This window comes from Pseudomonas sp. IT-P218 (assembly GCF_949767605.1).
Taxonomy (GTDB): Bacteria; Pseudomonadota; Gammaproteobacteria; order Pseudomonadales; family Pseudomonadaceae; genus Aquipseudomonas; species Aquipseudomonas putida_AE.
In genome coordinates this window covers 746,229-767,993 of sequence record NZ_CATKQQ010000011.1, presented here as the reverse complement: position 1 = coordinate 767,993, position 21,765 = coordinate 746,229, and the positions used below count along the sequence as shown (strand labels likewise).

General features: G+C 61.2%; 21 protein-coding genes. 9 read left to right on the top strand and 12 right to left on the bottom strand.

Annotated elements, in window-relative coordinates:
* Positions 1 to 75 precede the first annotated feature (75 nt).
* Positions 76 to 681: a LemA family protein gene (locus ACM6I6_RS10280; protein WP_274073464.1), complete on the bottom strand. Its 606-nt coding sequence runs from the start codon at positions 679 to 681 to the stop codon at positions 76 to 78.
* Between the two features lie 260 nt (positions 682 to 941).
* Here ACM6I6_RS10280 and bglX point away from each other — a divergent pair, with 260 nt between their 5' ends.
* A complete protein-coding gene (gene bglX, locus ACM6I6_RS10275) occupies positions 942 to 3,233 on the top strand; it encodes a beta-glucosidase BglX (RefSeq protein ID WP_323606661.1) in 2,292 nt (763 codons plus the stop codon).
* A 122-nt stretch (positions 3,234 to 3,355) separates the two neighbouring features.
* On the opposite strand, the gene ACM6I6_RS10270 is transcribed toward bglX, so the two are convergent.
* From ACM6I6_RS10270 to ACM6I6_RS10230, 9 genes are all read right to left on the bottom strand, one after another.
* On the bottom strand, positions 3,356 to 4,513 hold the full coding sequence (locus ACM6I6_RS10270) for a phosphatidylserine/phosphatidylglycerophosphate/cardiolipin synthase family protein (protein WP_323626653.1): 1,158 nt from the start codon (positions 4,511 to 4,513) through the stop codon (positions 3,356 to 3,358).
* 1 nt (position 4,514) lies between these two features.
* Positions 4,515 to 5,105, bottom strand: a complete 591-nt coding sequence (locus ACM6I6_RS10265; protein ID WP_323606660.1) for a YceI family protein — start codon at positions 5,103 to 5,105, stop codon at positions 4,515 to 4,517.
* A gap of 159 nt (positions 5,106 to 5,264) precedes the next feature.
* Positions 5,265 to 6,035 carry an IclR family transcriptional regulator gene (locus ACM6I6_RS10260; protein ID WP_274073460.1) on the bottom strand — a complete coding sequence of 257 codons (771 nt, stop codon included), beginning with the start codon at positions 6,033 to 6,035 and terminating at the stop codon, positions 5,265 to 5,267.
* Between the two features lie 69 nt (positions 6,036 to 6,104).
* Positions 6,105 to 7,547 (bottom strand): amidase, encoded by a 1,443-nt coding sequence (locus ACM6I6_RS10255; RefSeq protein ID WP_414919841.1) that lies wholly within the window; start codon positions 7,545 to 7,547, stop codon positions 6,105 to 6,107.
* Between the two features lie 2 nt (positions 7,548 to 7,549).
* Complete coding sequence (locus tag ACM6I6_RS10250) at positions 7,550 to 8,860, bottom strand: citrate-proton symporter (protein WP_274073458.1); 1,311 nt, start codon at positions 8,858 to 8,860, stop codon at positions 7,550 to 7,552.
* Between the two features lie 81 nt (positions 8,861 to 8,941).
* A complete protein-coding gene (locus ACM6I6_RS10245; RefSeq protein ID WP_406593007.1) occupies positions 8,942 to 10,117 on the bottom strand; it encodes a M20 aminoacylase family protein in 1,176 nt (391 codons plus the stop codon).
* 149 nt (positions 10,118 to 10,266) lie between these two features.
* Positions 10,267 to 10,590 (bottom strand): amidase, encoded by a 324-nt coding sequence (locus ACM6I6_RS10240; RefSeq protein WP_406593006.1) that lies wholly within the window; start codon positions 10,588 to 10,590, stop codon positions 10,267 to 10,269.
* Positions 10,587 to 11,681: a serine hydrolase domain-containing protein gene (locus ACM6I6_RS10235; protein WP_414919840.1), complete on the bottom strand. Its 1,095-nt coding sequence runs from the start codon at positions 11,679 to 11,681 to the stop codon at positions 10,587 to 10,589. The genes ACM6I6_RS10240 and ACM6I6_RS10235 overlap by 4 nt, the downstream gene beginning before the upstream one ends.
* Before the next feature lie 160 nt (positions 11,682 to 11,841).
* Positions 11,842 to 12,723, bottom strand: a complete 882-nt coding sequence (locus ACM6I6_RS10230) for an acyl-CoA dehydrogenase (protein WP_414919839.1) — start codon at positions 12,721 to 12,723, stop codon at positions 11,842 to 11,844.
* A 155-nt stretch (positions 12,724 to 12,878) separates the two neighbouring features.
* On the opposite strand from ACM6I6_RS10230, the gene olsB reads away from it, so the two are divergent.
* Positions 12,879 to 13,634: an L-ornithine N(alpha)-acyltransferase gene (olsB, locus tag ACM6I6_RS10225; protein WP_274073453.1), complete on the top strand. Its 756-nt coding sequence runs from the start codon at positions 12,879 to 12,881 to the stop codon at positions 13,632 to 13,634.
* On the top strand, positions 13,634 to 14,425 hold the full coding sequence (locus ACM6I6_RS10220; protein WP_274073452.1) for a lysophospholipid acyltransferase family protein: 792 nt from the start codon (positions 13,634 to 13,636) through the stop codon (positions 14,423 to 14,425). The genes olsB and ACM6I6_RS10220 overlap by 1 nt, the downstream gene beginning before the upstream one ends.
* A 101-nt stretch (positions 14,426 to 14,526) precedes the next feature.
* Here the strand turns inward: ACM6I6_RS10220 and ACM6I6_RS10215 are convergent, their stop codons facing one another.
* The gene (locus ACM6I6_RS10215; RefSeq protein ID WP_323606657.1) at positions 14,527 to 15,102 is read right to left on the bottom strand and encodes an ACP phosphodiesterase; all 576 of its coding nucleotides are present in this window, start codon (positions 15,100 to 15,102) and stop codon (positions 14,527 to 14,529) included.
* Positions 15,103 to 15,271: 169 nt separating this feature from the next.
* On the opposite strand from ACM6I6_RS10215, the gene ACM6I6_RS10210 reads away from it, so the two are divergent.
* From ACM6I6_RS10210 to ACM6I6_RS10190, 5 genes are all read left to right on the top strand, one after another.
* Positions 15,272 to 15,574, top strand: a complete 303-nt coding sequence (locus ACM6I6_RS10210) for an ArsR/SmtB family transcription factor (protein ID WP_046816689.1) — start codon at positions 15,272 to 15,274, stop codon at positions 15,572 to 15,574.
* Between the two features lie 35 nt (positions 15,575 to 15,609).
* Positions 15,610 to 16,776, top strand: a complete 1,167-nt coding sequence (locus tag ACM6I6_RS10205) for an MFS transporter (RefSeq protein ID WP_323606656.1) — start codon at positions 15,610 to 15,612, stop codon at positions 16,774 to 16,776.
* A 22-nt stretch (positions 16,777 to 16,798) separates the two neighbouring features.
* Complete coding sequence (locus ACM6I6_RS10200) at positions 16,799 to 17,848, top strand: alkene reductase (protein ID WP_323606655.1); 1,050 nt, start codon at positions 16,799 to 16,801, stop codon at positions 17,846 to 17,848.
* Positions 17,849 to 18,014: 166 nt separating this feature from the next.
* Positions 18,015 to 18,671: a hypothetical protein gene (locus tag ACM6I6_RS10195; protein ID WP_414919838.1), complete on the top strand. Its 657-nt coding sequence runs from the start codon at positions 18,015 to 18,017 to the stop codon at positions 18,669 to 18,671.
* Positions 18,672 to 18,787: 116 nt separating this feature from the next.
* Positions 18,788 to 19,438 (top strand): hypothetical protein, encoded by a 651-nt coding sequence (locus ACM6I6_RS10190; RefSeq protein WP_274073447.1) that lies wholly within the window; start codon positions 18,788 to 18,790, stop codon positions 19,436 to 19,438.
* 265 nt (positions 19,439 to 19,703) lie between these two features.
* Here the strand turns inward: ACM6I6_RS10190 and emhR are convergent, their stop codons facing one another.
* Positions 19,704 to 20,336, bottom strand: a complete 633-nt coding sequence (gene emhR / locus ACM6I6_RS10185) for an efflux system transcriptional repressor EmhR (RefSeq protein ID WP_274073446.1) — start codon at positions 20,334 to 20,336, stop codon at positions 19,704 to 19,706.
* A gap of 268 nt (positions 20,337 to 20,604) precedes the next feature.
* Between emhR and emhA the strand changes: the two genes are divergently transcribed.
* Positions 20,605 to 21,762, top strand: a complete 1,158-nt coding sequence (emhA, locus tag ACM6I6_RS10180) for an efflux RND transporter periplasmic adaptor subunit EmhA (protein WP_274073445.1) — start codon at positions 20,605 to 20,607, stop codon at positions 21,760 to 21,762.
* The last annotated feature ends 3 nt before the right edge of the window (positions 21,763 to 21,765 follow it).

Sequence of the window (21,765 nt, the reverse complement as noted above, 5' to 3'; positions counted from 1 at the left end):
GAAACCGCTGAAAAACAAAGTCAAAAGATCGCAGCCTTCGGCAGCTCCTACAGGGTATCTACCCGCCATCAGGATTCAGAATTTGACCTCGGGTGGTTTCTCCGACCCCGGCGTGGCCTCGAAGGTCGCGCGTTCCGGCAGATTGCTGTACATCACGCTGTGCCACAGGCGACCGGGGAAGGTGCGGATCTCGGTGTTATATTTCTGCACCGCCAGGATGAAGTCGCGTCGGGCCACGCTGATCCGATTCTCGGTGCCTTCAAGCTGCGATTGCAGGGCCAGGAAGTTCTGGTTGGCCTTGAGGTCCGGATAACGCTCGGACACCACCATCAGGCGGCTCAAGGCACCGCTGAGCTGATCCTGGGCCTGCTGGTACTGCTTGAGCTTTTCCGGGTTGTCGAGCGTGGAGGCGTCGACCTGGATCGAGGTGGCCTTGGCCCTGGCTTCGATCACGGCCGTCAGGGTGTCCTTTTCATGCGCGGCATAGCCCTTGACGGTTTCCACCAGGTTGGGAATCAGGTCGGCACGGCGCTGATACTGGTTCTGCACCTGGCCCCAGGCAGCCTTGGCCTGTTCATCGAGGGTCGGGATGTTGTTGATGCCGCAGGCCGTCAGCAACGTGGCCAACACGAGCAACGTGGCCACTTGCAGGCTCGACCGGTAGGACTGTCGTACATTCATCGCGGTGATGCTCCGTTCACATTTCATGGAAAAAACAACCGGCGACCCTCTCGGCCGGCTCTTCGGGCATAATCGGCGCGGCACTGGATTGCGTCGGGGCAAATGGGCTAAAAGATGCCCTGCAGAAAAACCGCTTCCGGTGTTCGACTGCCGTTTTCGGCCGTCGCTTTTTGAGTCAGCACCCGAACAACAATAGTCGCTCCCTAAATTTTGGCTGGCCGGCGTGTACATCGCCGCTTGGGCCCTTGAGAAAACTATTCATGAAGAAGCTGTGTTTGCTGGGCCTGTTCGTCAGCCTGGCCAGTCAAAACGTACTGGCCGCCACGACGCCCGCACCCCTGGAGAACAAGGACGCCTTCGTCAGCAACCTGATGAAGCAAATGACCCTCGATGAAAAAATCGGCCAGTTGCGCCTGATCAGCATCGGCCCGGAAATGCCGCGCGAAATGATCCGCAAGGAAATCGCGGCGGGCAACATCGGCGGTACGTTCAACTCGATCACCCGCCCGGAAAACCGTCCGATGCAGGACGCGGCCATGCGCAGCCGCCTGAAGATCCCGATGTTCTTCGCCTACGACGTGATCCACGGCCACCGCACCATTTTCCCGATCCCTCTGGCCCTGGCGTCGAGCTGGGACATGGACGCCATCGGCCTGTCCGGGCGCATTGCCGCCAAGGAAGCCGCGGCTGACAGCCTCGATATCACCTTCGCGCCCATGGTCGACATCTCCCGCGATCCGCGCTGGGGCCGTACGTCCGAAGGCTTTGGCGAAGACACCTACCTGGTGTCACGCATTGCCGGCGTAATGGTCAAGGCGTTCCAGGGTACTGGCGCCAACGCCGCCGACAGCATCATGGCCAGCGTCAAGCATTTCGCCCTGTATGGCGCGGTCGAGGGCGGTCGCGACTACAACGTGGTCGACATGAGCCCGGTCAAGATGTACCAGGACTACCTGCCGCCGTACCGCGCCGCGATTGATGCCGGCGCGGGCGGGGTGATGGTCGCGCTGAACTCGATCAACGGCGTGCCGGCCACGGCCAACACCTGGCTGATGAACGACCTGTTGCGCAAGGAATGGGGCTTCAAGGGCCTGGCGGTCAGTGACCACGGAGCGATTTTCGAGCTGATCAAGCACGGTGTCGCCCGCGATGGCCGAGAAGCGGCGAAGCTGGCGATCAAGGCCGGCATCCACATGAGCATGAACGACACCCTGTACGGCAAGGAACTGCCAGGGCTGCTCAAAGCCGGCGAGATCCAGCAGAGCGACATCGACAACGCCGTGCGTGCGGTACTGGACGCCAAGTACGACATGGGCCTGTTCAAGGACCCGTACCTGCGCATCGGCAAGGCCGAGGATGACCCGGTCGACACCTACGCCGACAGCCGCCTGCACCGTGCCGAGGCCCGCGATGTGGCGCGCCGCAGCCTGGTGTTGCTGAAAAACCAGGGCGAAACCCTGCCGCTGAAGAAAACCGCGAAAATCGCCCTGGTTGGCCCGCTGGCCAAAGCGCCAATCGACATGATGGGCAGCTGGGCCGCCGCCGGTCGCCCGGCGCAATCGGTGACCCTGTTCGATGGCATGACCAACGCTCTGGGCGCACAGTCGACGCTGATCTACGCCCGTGGCGCCAACATCACCAGCGACCCGAAGATCCTCGGTTACCTGAACTTCCTCAACTTCGACGCCCCGGAAGTGGTGGATGACCCGCGTCCGGCGAACGTGCTGATCGACGAAGCGGTGAAAGCGGCCAAGGATGCCGACGTGGTGGTGGCCGCCGTGGGCGAGTCCCGCGGTATGTCCCACGAATCGTCCAGCCGTACCGACCTGAACATCCCGGAAAACCAGCGCGAGCTGATCCGTGCCCTTAAAGCCACCGGCAAACCGTTGGTACTGGTGCTGATGAACGGCCGTCCGTTGTCGATTCTCGAGGAGAAGGAACAGGCCGACGCGATCCTGGAAACCTGGTTCAGCGGCACCGAAGGCGGCAACGCCATTGCCGACGTGCTGTTCGGCGACTACAACCCGTCGGGCAAACTGCCGATCACCATCCCGCGCTCGGTGGGCCAGATTCCGACCTACTACAACCACCTGACCATCGGCCGGCCGTTCACCCCGGGCAAACCGGGCAACTACACCTCGCAGTACTTCGATGACACCACAGGCCCGCTGTACCCGTTTGGTTATGGCCTGAGCTACACCGATTTCAGCCTGGGCGACATGGCGCTGTCGTCGACCACACTGAACAAGACCGGCAAGCTCGACGCCAGCATCACGGTGAAAAACACCGGCAAGCGCGACGGCGAGACCGTGGTGCAGTTGTACATCCAGGACGAGACCGGCTCGATGATCCGCCCGATCAAGGAGCTGAAGAACTTCCAGAAGATCATGCTCAAGGCCGGCGAACAGAAAGTCGTGCACTTCACCATCACCGAAGACGACCTGAAGTTCTACAACACCCAGCTCAAGTACGTGGCGGAGCCGGGCAAGTTCAACGTGCAGATCGGCCTGGATTCCCAGGATGTGACGCAGCAGAGCTTTGAACTGCTGTAACTCCGCGATCCTCTGTAGGAGCTGGCTTGCCAGCGAAGAGGCCATAACATTCAACATCTTGGTTGGATGTTATACCGCCTTCGCTGGCAAGCCAGCTCCTACAGGGGTCTTTGGTGTAGCGACTAGCCCCGTCGATCCAGCAGATTGACCACCAACCGATCCACCCACCCCCACACTCGCTGCTTGACCCGCTTCCACAGCGGGCGGCGCTGCCATGCCTCCAGGCTGACTTCCTGGCTCAGAGAGAAGTCCTTTTCGAAACTCGCCACCACGTCACGGGTCAATCCAGCGTCCAATGCTTCAAGGTTGGCCTCCAGATTGAAACGCAAATTCCAGTGGTCGAAATTGCACGAACCAATGCTCACCCAGTCATCGATCAGGACCATTTTCAGGTGCAGGAAACACGGCTGGTATTCGAAAATCTTCACCTCTGACTTGAGCAGTCGCGGGTAGTAGCGATGCCCGGCGTAACGCACCGACGGGTGATCGGTGCGCGGCCCGGTCAACAGCAGCCGCACATCGACGCCGCGGGAGGCTGCGCGGCGCAGTGAGCGACGGACTTTCCAGGTCGGCAGGAAATACGGCGTGGCCAGCCAGATGCGTTTCTGGCCGCTGTTCAATGCACGAATCAGCGATTGCAGGATGTCCCGGTGCTGGCGGGCGTCGGCATAGGCGACGCGGCCCATGCCCTCACCCGTGGACGGCACGCGGGGCAGGCGCGGCAGGCCGAAGTGCGAAGCCGGGCGCCAGGCTCGGCGATGGCGGTTGGCGATCCATTGGCGGTCGAACAGCAATTGCCAGTCGAGCACCAGCGGACCGGTGATTTCCACCATTACTTCGTGCCACTCGCTGACGTCTTCGTTTGGCGTCCAGAATTCATCGGTCACGCCGGTGCCACCGACCACGGCCAGGCTCTGGTCCACCAGCAGCAACTTGCGGTGATCGCGGTAGAAATTGCCGACCCAGCGTCGCCAGCTCAGGCGATTGTAGAAGCGCAACTCGACGCCGGCGGCCGTGAGTCGCTGGCGCAGGGTCAGGGTAAAGGCGAGGCTGCCGTAATCATCGAACAGGCAACGCACCCGCACACCGCGCTCGGCGGCCTGGACCAGCGCCTGGACCATGGCCTCGGCGCAGGCGCCCGCCTCCACCAGATACAGTTCCAGCTCGACCTGTTCTTCGGCACGGGCGATCGCCACCAGCATGCGCGGGAAGAATTGCGGGCCGTCGACCAGCAACTGGAAACTATTGCCTTCACGCCAGGGAAAGATCGGGCCGGCCATGTCAACGCGCCGTGAAGATCAGCACCGCACCCACCGGCACCGACAGACTGATGGCCGACAGGCCGGCGACCTTGCGCAACGCGTCCAGGCCCGGCGCCAGGTCGAAATCTTCGGCATTGACCACCACCGGCTCCAGAGTCACCACCTGGAAACGCCGGTCATCGAGACGGGTGGCCAGCAGTTCGGCGTTGTAGGTGTGTTGCTTGCCGTGCAGGTCGACGGTCAGCGGCAGGCGCAATTCCAGTTGTGCGCCTGGCGCGAGGTCGTTGATCGGGCGCAGGTCGATTTGCGTGGTGATCAGGGCTTCGGGAAATTTCTCGATCTCGAACAGCTCCTTGCGCATGCGTTCATCGCGCAAGGGAATGCCGCTGTTGACCGATTCCAGCTCGACCTCCACTTCGGCTTTTCCGCCGGGATCGACTTTGCCGTGCAACACCAGAAAGCGCTGCACTTCGGACACATTGGCGTTTTTGGTGCTGACGAACGACAGCCGCGAGGATTCGCCGTCCAGGTACCAATTGGCCTGGGCCGACAACGAAGCGCCGGCCAACAACAGGCAGGCGAGGGTTTTGCAGACAGACCGCTGGAACATAAACACTCGGGGGCAGATAAACCTGTGCTGAACCTTAACTGGCCCCGCCGCTATTGCAAACCCACGATCAAAAGATCGCAGCCTGCGGCAGCTCCTACAGGATCGCATTCGCACCCGGATCCTGTAGGAGCTGCCGCAGGCTGCGATCTTTTTTGGGCCTTACGCCATCGCCTGCTGCACATTGCCAATGGTCGCGGCGAGGCTGTTCAGGTGCAGGCTCAGCACCCGTTCCACCGGCGCCTGATCCATCGGCCAATGCAACGCCATGCTGCCGACCAGCCGGCCATCGGTGTGAATCGGCAAGGCCACCGCACGGATCAGGAAGGGCAGCCGCACCGGGTATTCCCAGTAGCCTTCGGTGCGTTGGCCGAAACCTTGATGCAACGCCTGTTCGGTGGCGCTGAACAGCGATTCGTCGCAAAGCCGCTCACGCTCGGCCAGGCGTTCCACTTCATGGCTTTGCAGCTCACCCAGGCAGGCGCGACCCATGGCCGAATGGAACAGGCTGGCGTGCTGGCCGACGATCTGGCAGTTGTTCGGATAGCGCTTGCGCAACACCTGCGGGATCGCACTTTCCATCACCTCCACCCGTTCGCCATCGAAGCACGACAGGTCCGCCACCAGCCCGGTGCGCTCGCTCAACTCCAGCAGCAGCGGCGCGGCGTTTTCCACCAGGCGCCGCTTGAAGCGCTGCCGGCTGTCACCAAACAGGCGCTTGGCGCACAGGCGGTAACGCCGGTCGCTCAAGCCGCGATAGATCCAGCCCTGCTCCTGCAAGGTCAGCAACATGCGCGACACCGTGGCTTTGGGCAGACAGGTGAGGTAGTGCAACTCCTCCAGGCCCAACGCCTGATGCTCACCCAGCAACTCGACGATCGCCAGGGCGCGCTCGACCGAACGTACGCTGCCGGTTTCAGCCTTGCTGTCCATGTGTCCGATCTCCTTGGGCGCTAATGGATGATCGATTCTTGCAGCAAGATGTGGGCCTGCCCACAAGTTTTACGCACTTTGCAGACAGCCGGGCGGCCGGCGTTTGACCCACTGGGTCAGTTGCTCGTGGGCATAAGCCAGTTGCAGCACCGCACGATCGGCCTGGGCCGGGCCAATGATTTGCAGGCCCATCGGCAGCCCGGCCGGATTGAAACCCACCGGCACGTTCATGCTCGGCAATCCGGCCAGGGTCGGTCCGATCACCACTTCCATCCAGCGGTGATAAGTGTCCATGCTTTGCCCGCCGACGACACGTGGCCAAGGGGTTTGTGCATCAAAAGGGAACACTTGGGCAGTGGGCAGCAGCAGGAAATCGTAACGTTCGAACAAATCGTTCAAGGCGCAATACCACTCGCTGCGACTGACCGAGGCCTGATAGACATCCGCCGCCGTCAGGCGCAGGCCACCCTCGATTTCCCATTGGGCTTCGGGTTTGAGCTGCTCGCGTTTGTGCGGATCGGCATACAGGCTACCGAGGCCGCCCTGCACCAGCCAGTGACGGTGCACCAGCCAGGCCTGCCACAGGCGCTCCATGGAAAAATCCGGCTGGCAGGCTTCGACCTTGCAACCCAGGGCCGTGAAGTCCTGCAGCGCCGCCTCGCACAGGCTCATCACGCCCGGGTCCATCGGCAGGTAGCCGTTGTAGTCGCCCAGCCAACCTACGCGCACCTCGCTGAAATCCTGGGCCAGCGACTGATGGAAAATCTCCGGATCCTGGGTCAGCGACAACGGCGCGCGCGAATCGTACCCGGCCTGGGTGCCAAGTAACCGCGCAACATCGGTGACGGTGCGGCCCATCGGCCCTTCGGTGGCCAGTTGCTGGACAAACACCTCGGGTTGCGGGCCATGGGGCACGCGGCCCTGGGACGGGCGAAAGCCGAACACGTTGTTGAACGCCGCCGGGTTGCGCAGCGAGCCCATCATGTCACTGCCGTCGGCCACCGGCAGCATGCGTAACGCCAGCGCCACCGCCGCCCCGCCGCTGCTGCCGCCGGCGACCAGTGCCGGATCGTAGGCATTGGTGGTGGTGCCGAACACGCTGTTGTAGGTCTGCGAGCCGAGGCCGAATTCCGGCACGTTGCTCTTGCCGATGATGATCGCGCCGCAGTCACGCACCCGCGCCACGCTGATGGCGTCATGCTGCGGCACTTGCTCGGCGAACAGCGGCGAGCCCATGGTCGTGCGCAAACCGGCGGTGGCCGCCAGGTCCTTGACCGCTTGCGGCATGCCGTGCATCCAGCCCCGGGACTGGCCCTGGTCCAGTTGCCGGTCGCAGGTGTCGGCCTCTGCCAGCAGCTCCTCGGCCGGTCGCAGCGACACCAGCGCATTGACCTGCGGATTGAAACGTTCGATCTGCGCCAGATACGCCTGCATCACTTCACGGCAGGACACCTGCCGCCCGTGAATCGCCCGGGACAATGCATCGGCGTCCATTTCAACAATCGGATTCATGCTCAAGGTTTCACCCCAAGGTTAAGTGCTACGGATTTCTTCGCCCGTGGTGCTTCCTGCATGCAGTAAGTGCCCAATAGCGTCAGCACGCAAGCGAACAACACGTAGAAGGATGGCGCCACCGGCGTGGCCAGGACCTTGCTCAGCCAGGTCACGATCAGCGGGGCAAAACCGCCGAACACCATGACCGCGACGTTATAGGCCACCGACACCCCGGTGGAGCGCACTTCAATCGGAAACTGTTCGGCAAGCGCCGTCGGTGCCGGCCCGAAAAAGCCGCCGATCGCCGTGCACAGCAACAGTTGCATCACCAGCAAGCGCTCCACCGAGGGCGCCGCCGCGACCCACACGTACAGCGGATAGACCATCAGGAAAAACGCCAGGGTGAAGGCCATCAGCACCGGGCGACGGCCGAGGCGATCCGACAAGGCGCCGGACAGCGGGATCACCACGGTCATCACCGCCACCGCGAGCATCTGCACCAGCAGCACCTGGTCCAGCGGCAGGCCGAGGTTCTTGTGGGCGAAAGTCGGCATGTTCACCAGCACCACGTAGAACGACACCGTCGCACCACAGGCCAGGCCCATCGACACCAGAATGGCGCGGCGATGTTCGCGGATCACTTGCAGCAAACCCGGGCTTTCGCCCTTGGCCTGCTTGCGCGCTTCGAGGAATTCTTCCGGTTCCTCCATGTGCTTGCGAATCCACAGGCCGACCGGGCCGATCAACAGGCCGATCATGAAGGGAATCCGCCAGCCCCAGCTGTCCAGGGCCTCGGGAGTCAACAGATGGGTGAACAGCGCCACCATGCCCGCCCCGGAAAACACCGCCAGGCATTGCCCGACCAATTGCCACGAGCCGTACAGACCCTTACGGTGCGCCGGCGCGCTTTCCACCAGGAACGCCGTGGCGCTGGCGTATTCACCACCGGTGGCGAAGCCCTGGAGCATCCGCGCGACCACGATCAACAGCGGCGCACCCATGCCGATGGCGGCGTAGTTCGGCGCGAAGGCGATCAGTGCGATCGAAACGGTCATCAGGCGGATGATCATCTGCATCGCCGCCTTACGGCCTTTGCGGTCCGAATACATGCCCAGCAGGATGCCGCCCACCGGGCGCATGAAGAAACCGACGCCGAAGGTCGCCAGGGCCATCAGCAGTGAGGCGTACTCGTCTTCGGAAGGGAAAAATTGCCGGGCGATGATGCTCGCCAGAAAGCCGTAGACAATGAAGTCATACCATTCCAGCGCATTGCCGATAACGGCCGCGACCACTTGCCGGGTGCGCGAAACACCGGTGCTCGAAGTGTGCATGGGGAACTCTCCAGAAACCTGTTGGGTGATGCCGGGCGCGACATGACGCGCCCGGTCCAGCGGCAGTAGAAAGTGAAAGGCTCAGGCCGGCTTGAGCCAGCTCTCGGCCAGCGCGCCCCAATACGCCGCGCCGGTCAGCAGGATGTCGTCGTTGAAGTCGTAGGCGGGGTTGTGCACCATCGGCCGCGACACACCGTTGCCGATGAACAGGTAGGCGCCGGGGCAGCGTTGCAGCATCCAGGCGAAGTCTTCGCTGCCCATCAGCTTGGGCGTGTTGCCGTCCACCGCGTCGGCACCGATCAGCTCGACGCCGACTTGCCGGGCGAACTCGGTTTCGGCGGCGTGGTTGACCAGCACCGGGTAAGCCGGACGGTGTTCGATGGTCGAACTGCAACCAAAACTTTGGGCCTGGGATTCGATGATCGCGCGCACCCGCTCGAGGGTCTGCTCACGCACCTGGGCATTCAATGCACGCAGGCTCAGGCGCAGGATCGCTTGCTGGGGGATGACGTTGGCGGCCTCCCCGGCCTGCAATGCACCGACCGTCACCACCGCCGCCTGCTGCGCATCGATGTTGCGCGCGACTACGGTTTGCAGGGCCAACACCACGCTGGCAGCCGCCACCAGCGGATCGACCGCCAGGTGCGGCATCGAGCCGTGACCGCCGACACCTTCAATCGTGACGTTGAGTAAATCCTGGGAAGCCATCATCGGCCCTTCGCGAAAGCCCAGGTGCCCCGCCGGCAGGCCCGGCATGTTGTGCATGCCGAACAGTGCGTCGCAGGGAAAACGTTCAAGCAAGCCATCGGCGAGCATCGCTTCGGCGCCGCCCTGGCCTTCTTCGGCCGGCTGGAAAATCAGGGTCAGGGTGCCGTCGAACTGGCGAGTCGCCGCCAGGTAACGGGCCGCGCCCAACAACATCGTTGTGTGGCCATCGTGCCCGCAGGCGTGCATGCAGCCCTGATGCCGGCTGCTGTAAGCGGCGCCGGTATTCTCGATGATCGGCAGCGCGTCCATGTCCGCGCGCAAGCCAAGTTTGCGCGGGCTGTCGCCATTGCGCAGCACACCGACGACCCCGGTCTTGCCGATGCCCGTGTGCACCTCGTAGCCCCATTCCGAAAGGGATCTGGCCACCAGCGCCGAGGTGCGGTTTTCCTCGAAGCCGAGTTCCGGGTGGGCGTGGATGTCCTGGCGGGTGGCGTGCAGGTCGCTGGCGACGTCGTTGAGCCAGGCAAGAATGTGTTGATGTCGGGTCATGACGATTTCCTCGGGCCGGGTGTATTCCCGTTCTTTTTGTTCGTTATGATTTCGCGACGTTTAAAAAGGCAGGTCGCGCTCACCGCCAGATAACCGCGAGTCGCGCGCGAGGACAATCGAATGTGGTTCCACCAGATGGAACCTGCAGGTCAGGGGTTCAGGCGACAGCCCTGGTGCTCGCCGATCCACATGGCCATATTGCTGCGCCCCATCCCGCTGACAGTGATGCGCTTGCTGGCCGCGTCATCGGTAAAGCCGCTGAATGGCAGCCATTGCTTGACGTAGCCACGGCAATACCCGGCGTCGTTGTTCATCACGTAGCGGCACGAACAGTATTCCTTGGCGGTGTAGGCGCTGATGATGTCCGGGAAGGCCCATAGCGCCACCCGCTCCTGCCAGACCCAGCCAAGCAAGGCGAGCAGCAGGATCAACAACAATGAACTGATCGGTCTGCGCCTCATGAAACCGCTCATGGTTTCACCGTCCCGGCAAAGGCCTTCAGCGCGAGCTTGAGCAATTCGTTGTGCTGGTAGAGGCCATCGCGGTCATCGCCATAACGCACGATCACCAGGTTTTCCCCGGGAATCATGTACAGCGCCTGGCCCCAATGGCCCAGGGCGGCGAAGGTATCGGCGGGGGCATCGGGCCAGGGTCTGGCGCCCCCGCCTACTGCTCGATTGAGCCACCAGTGGCCGCCGGGCACTGCATCATCCTGGTTGGCGCGATAGCCCGCGAAGGGTTCGCGGTTGAAGGCCACCCAGTCTTTGGGCAGCAGTTGTTTATCGCCCCAGCGACCGTCCCGCGCCATCAACAGTCCGATGCGGGCCAGGTCCCGAGCGGTGAGGTAGGCATAGGACGAGGCGACGAAGGTGCCCGCGGCGTCGGTTTCCCAGATCGCTCGGCGAATGCCCAGCGGTTCGAACAGCGCGGTCCACGGATAGTCCGCGTAGCGCTGCGCACCGACGATGGTTTTCAGCGCGGCGGACAGCAGGTTGGTGTCGCCACTGGAATAACGAAACGCCTGCCCCGGTGCGGCGTAGCTGCCGTGATCGGCGGTGAAGGCAGCCATGTCCCGGTGACCGCGGGTGTAGAGCATGGCCACCACTGAGGAGTTGAGCGGTGCGTATTCGTAATCTTCCTGCCAGTCGAGACCCGAGGCCCAGTGCAGCAGGTCGGCCAGGGTCAGGTCCGGGTGTTTTTGCAGTGGCGGATAGAATTTGGCCACCTTGTCCTGCAGCTTGAACCGGCCTTCGCCATACGCCACGCCGAGGACGGTGGCCATCAGGCTTTTGCTGATGGACCAGGTGAGATGCGGTGTCTGGGCAGTGGTCGGGCCGGCGTAGCGCTCGTAGATCACCTGGCCGTCGCGGATGACGAGCAAGGCGTCGGTGCGGATGCCTTGATGGGTGGAGTCGTTGCGGGGTGGGAAGGCGTAGTTTTCCAGGGCCTGGAGTGCTGGGCCGGTGACAGTCGGGCCGGGCGACCATTGTTCGGCGGGCCAGTTTTCAGCGCGGGCCGTGAGGCTGAGCAGCAGCATGAAGATCAGGGACAAGCCTTTGAACATGGCATGGGCTCGTGGGGATGAACTGCTGAGCCTAGTAGAGGTTGATGACAGTTCCGGGATTGGTGTTGTTAATGCGGCCGCCTTCGCGAGCAAGCCCGCTCCCACAGGGGAACGCATTTCAAAATGTGGGAGCGGGCTTGCTCGCGAAGGGCCGGTCAATTCACTGAAAATTCACGAGTGCCTTAGCCAATCGCTTGCCCCGCGCTTCAGCCGCCAGTTCCATCACCCCCTGATCCCGCTGCCACATGGCCGCCCACTCCGGCGGCCCCTCGGCCAGCGCTTCATTGATCTCACCCTTGAGCCCCTCGAACTGCGCAAACAACCCACCGAGCAATACATGCCCCGCCGGACTGACGGGGGGATGTCGACTGACCTCCGCACACCCGGCCAGTAGCGCCATCAAGCGCAATTGCAAGGCCTGCGGCCAGTCACAGTCCTGACCGACGCCGTACAGCCAGGCGGTCATGGCACTCAATACATAGATGTCTTCCAGGGTTCGGAACGGCTTGACGTAGGCATCCCAGCCATCCCCCGCCAGCAGTTCGCACAGTGCGTTATCGAGAATCAGGCGGCCATGGCTGATGTCCGGCATCAACGGGATCGGCGGCAGTTTCTCCACCCGCACGCCCGGCTCATCGGGGTAGGCCACCGCCAGGCTCAGGCGCGGCGTTTCGCCGGGCTGTTCGCTGCGCGCGGCAATCAGCAGCCAGTCGGCGGCATCGCCTGCGGTGACGAAATCCTTGCGCCCGCTCAAGCGCAAATCGTGCAGGCGGGTCTGCATGTCAGCCACCCGCAGGCTGCGTTGCTCGGTGGCGCACAACGCGCCAAGGCTCGGCGGCGCGCTTGGCCAGAGCATGCGCAACGCCGCCTGATAACCCACCAGGAACGCCAGCCCCGGCGTCGCCATCATGCGTGCGCCGACCACGGCCAGTTCAAACGGAGTGACGTGGCCCAGCTGCTGCAACAACGTGGCGAACCCTTCGCCCAGATCCGGGTTGGCGGGCAGGCGAGCGTGGCGGTTCAACAGGGTTTGCCAGGGCATAAGAGGCTCCTTGTGGGCTGTCATACAAGCATCACCAAAGCTTAATGGCGATGACACCGGGGCTACATAGCCTGACTTTGCACAACACGGCTGGATAAAGAAAGTCGATTCGCTGTAACCCAAAGACGGGTGAGCAGCCCGCACGGAGATTCGTCATGACTCAGATCGCCCGCATCAGCGACACCGGCAACGAACGCCGCCTGCAAGCCGAACGCCTGGTGGGCGAAGAGGCTTTGCAGCAAGCCCAGGCCCTGCGCTTCAACGTGTTCAGCGGCGAATTCAACGCCAAGCTCAAAGGCGCGGAACTGGGTCTGGACATGGATGACTACGATGTTCACTGCACCCACATCGGCGTGCGCGACCTGAACACCGGGCGCCTGGTGGCGACCACCCGCCTGCTCGACCACACCGCCGCCAGCAGCCTGGGCAAGTTCTACAGCGAGGAAGAATTCAGCCTGCACGGCCTGGTCCATCTGCAAGGCCCGATCCTGGAAATCGGCCGCACCTGCGTCGACCCGGCCTACCGCAACGGCGGCACCATCGCCGTGCTCTGGGGTGAGCTGGCCGAAGTACTGAACCAGGGCGGCTACAGCTACCTGATGGGGTGCGCGAGCATCCCGATGCAGGACGGCGGGATCCAGGCCCATGCGATCATGCAGCGCCTGCGCGAACGCTACCTGTGCACCGAACACCTGCGCGCCGAACCGAAAAAGCCGCTGCCGACCCTGGATATTCCCTCCAACGTGATCGCCGAAATGCCGCCGCTGCTCAAGGCCTACATGCGCCTGGGCGCGAAGATCTGCGGAGAGCCGTGCTGGGATGAAGATTTCCAGGTGGCCGATGTGTTCATCCTGCTCAAGCGCGACGAACTCTGCCCGCGTTACGCCAAACACTTCAAGGCGGCCGTGTAATGAGTCGCTTGCGCGTGTACGCGCGAATCGCACGGGTGTTACTGGTGGTCGGGCTCGGCTTGAGCATGGCCAGCGTGTTCGGCGTGTTCGAGCGGCTTGGGCTGGCCCATTCGATGGAACGCCGCCAGCGCTGGTCGCGGTTTTTCATGGCGCGCCTGGGCAACGCCCTGCCCTTCGATGTGACGGTTCACGGCAAGCTGCCGCAAGTGCCGATGCTGTGGGTCAGCAATCACGTGTCCTGGACCGATATACCGCTGCTGGGCATGCTCACGCCGCTGTCGTTCCTGTCCAAGGCCGAAGTGCGCACCTGGCCCGTCGCCGGCTGGCTGGCAGCCAAGGCCGGCAGCCTGTTCATCCGCCGTGGTTCGGGCGACAGCCAGTTGATCCGCAAACAGATGACCCGCCACCTGGCGCACGCCCACCCGCTGCTGATGTTCCCCGAGGGCACCACCACGGACGGTCGCTCGCTGCGCACCTTCCACGGTCGCTTGCTGTCAGCCGCCATCGACTCCGAAGTGGCGCTGCAACCGGTGGCGATTCGTTATGTGCGCAACGGCGAGCCCGACACCCTGGCGCCGTTCATTGGCGACGATGATCTGTTGTCGCACTTGATGCGCCTGTTTGCCAATGACCGGGGCGGTGTGGAAATTCACCTGCTCAAGCCGATTGCCTGCGAAGGTCGCGAGCGTGCGGCATTGGCGTTCGAAGCCCAGCAGGCGGTGCAGAAGGCGTTGTTTGGGGCCATACCGGAGAAACAGCAAGCCCCAATACGCCCCGCTATCGCGGCCTGACCCATTTCCCCTGTGGGAGCGGGCTTGCTCGCGAATGCGGATTCTCCTTCACCATTGATGTTGACTGACATACCGCATTCGCGAGCAAGCCCGCTCCCACCCTAGATCTGCGTTGCCTGGACGAAATCCTGAAGGTGCGGATAGAACAACCGGAAATCCTCGCTCAACGGCTCATACAGCACCCGCAGTTCCTGCATCGCAGCCGCCAGCTCTTCCGGCCGGGTCAGGCGCCGCGAAATCCCCCGCAACACCTGCTCCAACACTTCAAATTCCTGATACGAGCCCAACCAGTCGTTGGCCACCATGTGCGGAGCGATTTTCGCCAGGCGTTCCGGTAGTTGCGCTTGTGTGGACAGCACCCGGTACACGTCCGAAGTGAACAACTCCAGCGGCCGGTCGGCATACAGCGCCCAGTCCCGGGCCAGGCAATGGTCGAAAAACACGTCGAGCACGATGCCGGCATAGCGCCGACGCGTCAGGGAAAACCGCGACAACGCGGTATCCACCAGCGGATGGCGATCGGTGAAAACGTCGATGCTGCGATGCAGCTGGATGGCCGCTTCGATCTCCGGGTCGAACTGCCCTTGCAGCCGCCCTTTGACGAAATCGCCATACAGGCTGCCGAGCAATTGACCAGGACGCTGGCCACCGAGGTGAAGATGTGCGAGATAGTTCATGGGCGCAGCTTAACATTGCGCCTGTGTCTCTACACCCAACATATCGTTATAACCCGATATACCGATTTATTCGGTCGTCAGACCAAAATCATATTGGTATATCGCGAAATAACGATTTAAAGTTCGCTTCATCGCGATATAGCGTTTTACACATCACGAGCCCCCAACCATGAACCTTGAACTCGACGAAATAATAAAAGCCCTGGCGCACCCGGTACGGCGAGAAATCCTGCACTGGCTCAAAAATCCGGACGTCGAATTTCCAGACCAGTCCCACAGCAACGAGCACGGCGTTTGCGCCGGGCAGATCGATCAACGTTGCGGTTTGTCGCAGTCCACGGTGTCCGCGCACCTGGCCACCCTGCAACGCGCCGGCCTGATCAGCAGCCGCAAAGTCGGCCAGTGGCATTTCTTTAAACGCAATGAGGAAACCATTCAGGAGTTCCTCAAAGTCTTCAGCAAAGAGCTCTGACCCTTTACGTCAGCCAGCCGAAAAGGAATTATCCAATGCCCCTCTCGCTACTCATATTGGCCTTGAGCGCCTTCGCCATCGGCACCACCGAGTTCGTCATCATGGGCTTGCTGCCCGACGTGGCTGCCGACCTCGGTGTGTCGATCCCCGGCGCCGGCTGGCTGGTGACCGGGTACGCCCTGGGCGTGGCCATCGGTGCGCCGTTCATGGCACTGGCCACCGCCCGGCTGCCGCGCAAGGCCGCCCTGGTCGCGTTGATGGGCATCTTCATTATCGGCAACCTGCTCTGCGCAGTGGCCAGCGACTACAACGTGCTGATGTTTGCCCGCGTGGTCACCGCGCTGTGCCACGGTGCGTTCTTCGGTATCGGCTCGGTCGTGGCGGCGGGACTGGTGCCGGCCAACAAGCGCGCATCGGCCGTGGCCTTGATGTTCACCGGCCTGACCCTGGCCAACGTACTGGGCGTGCCGCTGGGCACCGCGCTCGGTCAGCAGGCCGGCTGGCGTTCGACCTTCTGGGCAGTGACCGTGATCGGTGTTATCGCACTGATTGGCCTGATCCGCTTCCTGCCGGCCAAGCGCGATGAAGAGAAACTCGACATGCGCGCCGAATTGCGCGCTCTCAAAGGCGCCGGCATCTGGCTGTCCCTGAGCATGACCGCACTGTTCGCCGCGTCGGTGTTCACCCTGTTTACCTACGTCGCCCCGCTATTGGGCGAAGTCACCGGCGTCTCGCCCCGTGGCGTGACCTGGACCCTGATGCTGATCGGCCTGGGCCTGACGGTGGGCAACATCATTGGCGGCAAGCTGGCGGACAAAGGCCTGGCCGCGACGCTGATCGGCGTCTTCGTCGCCATGGCCGTGGTCTCCACCGTGCTGACCTGGACCAGCGTCGCGCTGATCCCCACCGAAATCACCCTGTTCCTCTGGGCCACCGCGTGTTTTGCCGCCGTGCCCGCCCTGCAAGTCAACGTGGTGACCTACGGCAAGGCCGCGCCGAACCTGGTCTCGACCCTGAACATCGGCGCCTTCAACGTCGGCAACGCCCTCGGCGCCTGGGTCGGCGGCAGCGTCATCGCTCACGGGTTCGGCCTGACCAGCGTGCCCCTCGCGGCAGCCGTACTGGCGGTGCTCGCCCTGCTGGTCACCCTGATCACTTTCCGTCAGAGCGGTAATCCCGAACTGGCCCCCGCTACCAACTGATACCTCACGAGGGATGCAATAAATGACTACTATTTTCGATCCGATCAAACTGGGCGACCTCGAGTTGGCCAACCGCATCATCATGGCCCCGCTGACCCGTTGCCGCGCCGATGAAGGCCGCGTACCGAATGCCCTGATGGCCGAGTACTACGTACAACGCGCCTCCGCCGGCCTGATCCTCAGCGAGGCCACTTCGGTCACGCCGATGGGCGTCGGCTACCCGGACACCCCGGGTATCTGGTCCAACGACCAGGTGCGTGGCTGGGCCAACGTGACCAAGGCGATCCACGGCGCGGGCGGCAAGATATTCCTGCAACTGTGGCACGTGGGTCGTGTATCGCACCCATCGTACCTGGGTGGTGAAGCACCGGTCGCTCCGAGCGCCATCCAGCCCAAGGGTCATGTCAGCCTGGTTCGTCCACTGGCCGACTACCCGACCCCGCGCGCCCTGGAAACCGAGGAAATCGCCGACATCGTCGACGCCTACCGCACCGGTGCCGAGAACGCCAAGGCCGCCGGTTTCGACGGCGTGGAAATCCACGGCGCCAACGGTTACCTGCTCGACCAGTTCCTGCAAAGCAGCACCAACCAGCGTACCGACAACTATGGTGGTTCCGTGGAAAACCGTGCTCGCCTGTTGCTGGAAGTGACCGACGCCGCGATCGAAGTCTGGGGCGCCGGCCGTGTCGGTGTGCACCTGGCACCGCGCGCCGACTCCCATGACATGGGCGATGACAACCTGGCAGAAACCTTCACCTACGTCGCTCGCGAACTGGGCAAGCGTGGCATCGCATTCATCTGCTCGCGCGAGAAAGAAGGCGCCGACAGCCTCGGCCCGCAGATCAAGGAAGCCTTTGGCGGCCCGTACATCATCAACGAACGCTTCACCAAGGACAGTGCCAACCAATGGTTGGCCAGCGGCAAAGCCGATGCCGTCGCCTTCGGCGTACCGTTCATTGCCAACCCGGACCTGCCGGCGCGCTTGAAAGCGGATGCGCCACTGAATGACGCGCGTCCTGAGCTGTTCTATGCCAAGGGCCCGGTCGGCTACATCGACTACCCAACACTGTAAGCGTTACCGTTAACACGCAATAGCCTCGACTTGAAAGAGCCGAGGTTTTTTTTGTTTAGGCATTTGATTATCGCCACCGGCAATAAACCATTACACCAATACCAAACAGCTTAATCGCACCCCTGCTATTATTTACAACTACCAACTACCAAAAAGGGGTAATATCATGGACGACAAAGAAAACATTCAAGAAAACAGCAACGAAGACATTAAAGATGTAACCTTTGAACAGAACTTTCTTAAAGACATGACCCGCGCCATGCTGCCCGCCTATTTGCAGCACCTGGTCAGTTTTGCCGAAGATAGAGCAGACATAGATAACGCCATAGACAAACGGAAAACCGTGGAGGAATTCGACGAATTCATCCGCAAAGGTAAGCGGGACGAGGAACAGGCCTGGCGCTCCATCAGTAACGATGAGTCTCCCAACAGCGTGATTGTCTACATCTTCAATGCCACCGCAAAAACGTTCAGCCTCACCACAACAAGCTCGTATAACGGCGCTCCCCCCAGTGAGGCTTGTGTCCTCGAACCCTGGGACTGCGCGTCAATCATACTGCGCAGCGAGCCACCTACTAAAAAAAACCCTAACATCAAAGTCAATCATGACCTCTCTTTTGAAAGTGGCAAATTTGCATTCCAATTCAATACATCGCTGAGTTTGAAAGGTGATGGTCCTTTTGTCCTCAAGGTTACATTCACTCCCCACATTCAACATACTGTGCGATCTATTGGTAAGGAACAATTGAAGTGCACCTCCAGTATCACCAGAAGCCTGTCAAAGGAACCTTACAGCTACAGCGTCGTGATCAGGCTGGGTTAACAGCTTTAGGCATTTGATTTTCGCCACCAGCAACAATCCATTACACCAATAAAATACACCTTAATCGCACCCCTGTTATTATCTATAAATACCAACCACCGAAAATAGGTAATATCATGGACGATAAAGAAAACAATCAAGAAAACAGCAACGAAGACATTAAAGATGTAACCTTTGAACAGAACTTCCTTAAAGACATGACCCGCGCCATGCTGCCCGCCTATTTGCAGCACCTGGTCAGTTTTGCCGAAGATAGAGCAGACATAGATAACGCCATAGACAAACAGAAAACCGTGGAGGAATTCGACGAATTCATCCGCGAAGGTAAGCGTGACGAGGAACAGGCCTGGCGCTCCATCAGTAACGTTCAGTCTCCCAACAGCGTTATCTTCTACATCTTCAATGCCACCGCAAAAACGTTCAGCCTCACCACATCAAGCTGGGATAACGGCATTCACCCCAACGAGAAATATGACCTTGAACCCTGGGACTACTTGTCATTCATACTGCGCAGTGAGCCACCTAGAATAGGTACCAGAAAATTTCGTGAAATCAAAGTCAATCATGACTTCTCTTATGAAAGTGGCAAACTTGCATTCCAATTCACGACATCGCTGAGTGTGAGCCTTTCCACTACTGGACTCACTCCCCACCTTAAACATACTGTTCGATCTATTGGTAAGGAAAAATTGAAGTGCACCTCCAGCATCACCAGAAGAATACCAAAGAGCCCTTATAGCTACATCGTCGTGATCAGGGTGGGTTAACAGCACCTGAACAGAACACGCAAGCGCTTGATAGCAGGCGCTTGCCCTGTACTTCGTTGACGCAGTTCCCGCTTTCCATCGATCAGCCTGCGAATCAAGCTCCCTCCCGGCGACAACACAAATTTCCTACAAAATACGTAGTTCATTGACTGTGAACCGGTCGAGCATCCGTATATAAAAGCACCCCATACCGCAAGTCGCGTGAAGAAAGGTTCATCTGGCGCTGCATCGATTGACACGGCTGCAGTCAATTACGCATCTTGCTTCATTTGCGCAAGCTGGGGCTGAAGCGCAACAGGTCCAGCCCGGTATCGACCCAACGCTCAGCCTCGCTGTGCAATTGAAAGCTGTCGGGGGCCAGCAGCCACTGGTACAGGATGCCATCGATGTAGGCATGCAGGCTGATGGCCGCGCGAGCCGTGTCGAGGTTTTCCGGCAGTTGCCCGCGATTCACGGCGTTACTCAGGGCCAGGCCGATCCGTACATTGCAGTCCAGGCTGGCCGCCACACGCTGCTGGCGCAAGTCGCACATTTCATCGGTGAACTCGCACTTATGAAACAGAATTTCGTTGATGCGTCGGGTTTTCGGGTCCAGTGCAATTTGATGAAACAAATGAATCAACAGCTTGCGCATGCAGCCCAGGGGGTCGGGTTCGTCCGGGCTTTCGCTGGCCTTGGCCATTTCATCCAGAGGCTCATGCAGGGTGTCGAGCATGGCCTGTACCAGGTCCGCCTTGTTGCTGAAATGCCAGTAGATCGCCCCGCGGGTGACGCCGGCCAGGGTCGCGATGTCCGCCAGGGTCGTTCGCGCCACACCCCGCTCGAAAAAGGCTTTCTCGGCCGCTTCGAGTATCTGGCTGCGGGTTTCTTGGGCTTCCTCTTTGGTACGACGGACCATGGCAGTACAACCTCAATCAGGATGCTTCAGCGATGTCTGGATATCAGCTGAATAAAAGCGGGGCGAGAGCTCTTGGGTATCGTCCCCGGGCTTACGATTTGAACCTTTCCAGGACGTTTGTAACGACCTGGATACACGGCCAGGGCCTTTACAAACAGCCGTGAATGTAAGTATATTCCTTAGCATGCTACTTATCCACCCGGACCCCACTTTTTAACCTTCCATCTTTTCTTGTGCGTTTTTTTTCGCGCCTGACCCGAGGATTTTCATGCAATTCAAGCCAGCTGTTACCGCTCTGGTCGCCGCCGTCGCCCTGGCATCGCTGCTCAGCGGATGCAAAAAGGAAGAAGCTCCACCGGCCGCACCACCGCCTCAGGTCGGCGTCGTTACCCTGCAAGCGCAAACGTTTACGCTCACCTCGGAATTGCCGGGGCGCACCAGCGCGTTCCGCATTGCCGAGGTTCGTCCACAGGTCAACGGCATCATTCTCAAGCGCCTGTTCAAGGAAGGCAGTGACGTCAAGGCCGGCCAGCAGCTCTATCAGATCGATCCATCGGTCTATGAGGCGACCCTGAAAAGCGCCGAAGCCAACCTGCGTTCGACCAAGTCGATTTCCGATCGCTACCAGCAACTGGTCAACGAACAGGCCGTAAGCCGCCAGGAATACGACACGGCCGTGGCCAACCGCCTGCAATCGGAAGCTTCGTTGCAATCGGCACAGATCAACGTGCGCTACACCAAGGTTTACGCGCCGCTGACCGGCCGCATCGGTCGTTCCACGGTGACCGAGGGCGCGCTGGTCAGCAACGCGCAGACCGAAGCGATGGCGGTGATCCAGCAACTTGACCCGATCTACGTCGATGTGACGCAATCCTCGGTCGAACTGCTGCAACTTCGGCGCGAACTGGAAAGCGGTCGCCTGCAGAAGGCCGGTGACAACGCCGCCAAGGTCAAGCTGACCCTCGAGGACGGCAGCGAGTACAAACTGGACGGTAAACTGGAGTTCTCCGAAGTCTCGGTCGACCAGACCACCGGTTCCGTGACCCTGCGTGCCGTGTTCCCGAACCCTGATCACACCCTGCTGCCGGGCATGTTCGTGCACGCACAGTTGCAGGCTGGTGTGAACAGCGCGGCGATCCTGGCCCCGCAACAAGGCGTGACCCGCGACCTCAAGGGCAGTCCGACCGCACTGGTCGTCGGCCCTGACAACAAGGTTGAACTGCGTCAGCTCAAGGCCAGCCGCACCGTCGGTAACCAATGGTTGATCGAAGACGGCCTGAAAGCCGGCGATCGCCTGATCACCGAAGGCCTGCAATTCGTCAAGCCAGGCATCGAAGTCAAGGCCACTGACGCCACTAACGTAGGCGCCAAGAACCCGGCCCCCGCCAAGCCAGCTGAGCAGGCTGCCAGCGGCAAAGGGGAGTAACTC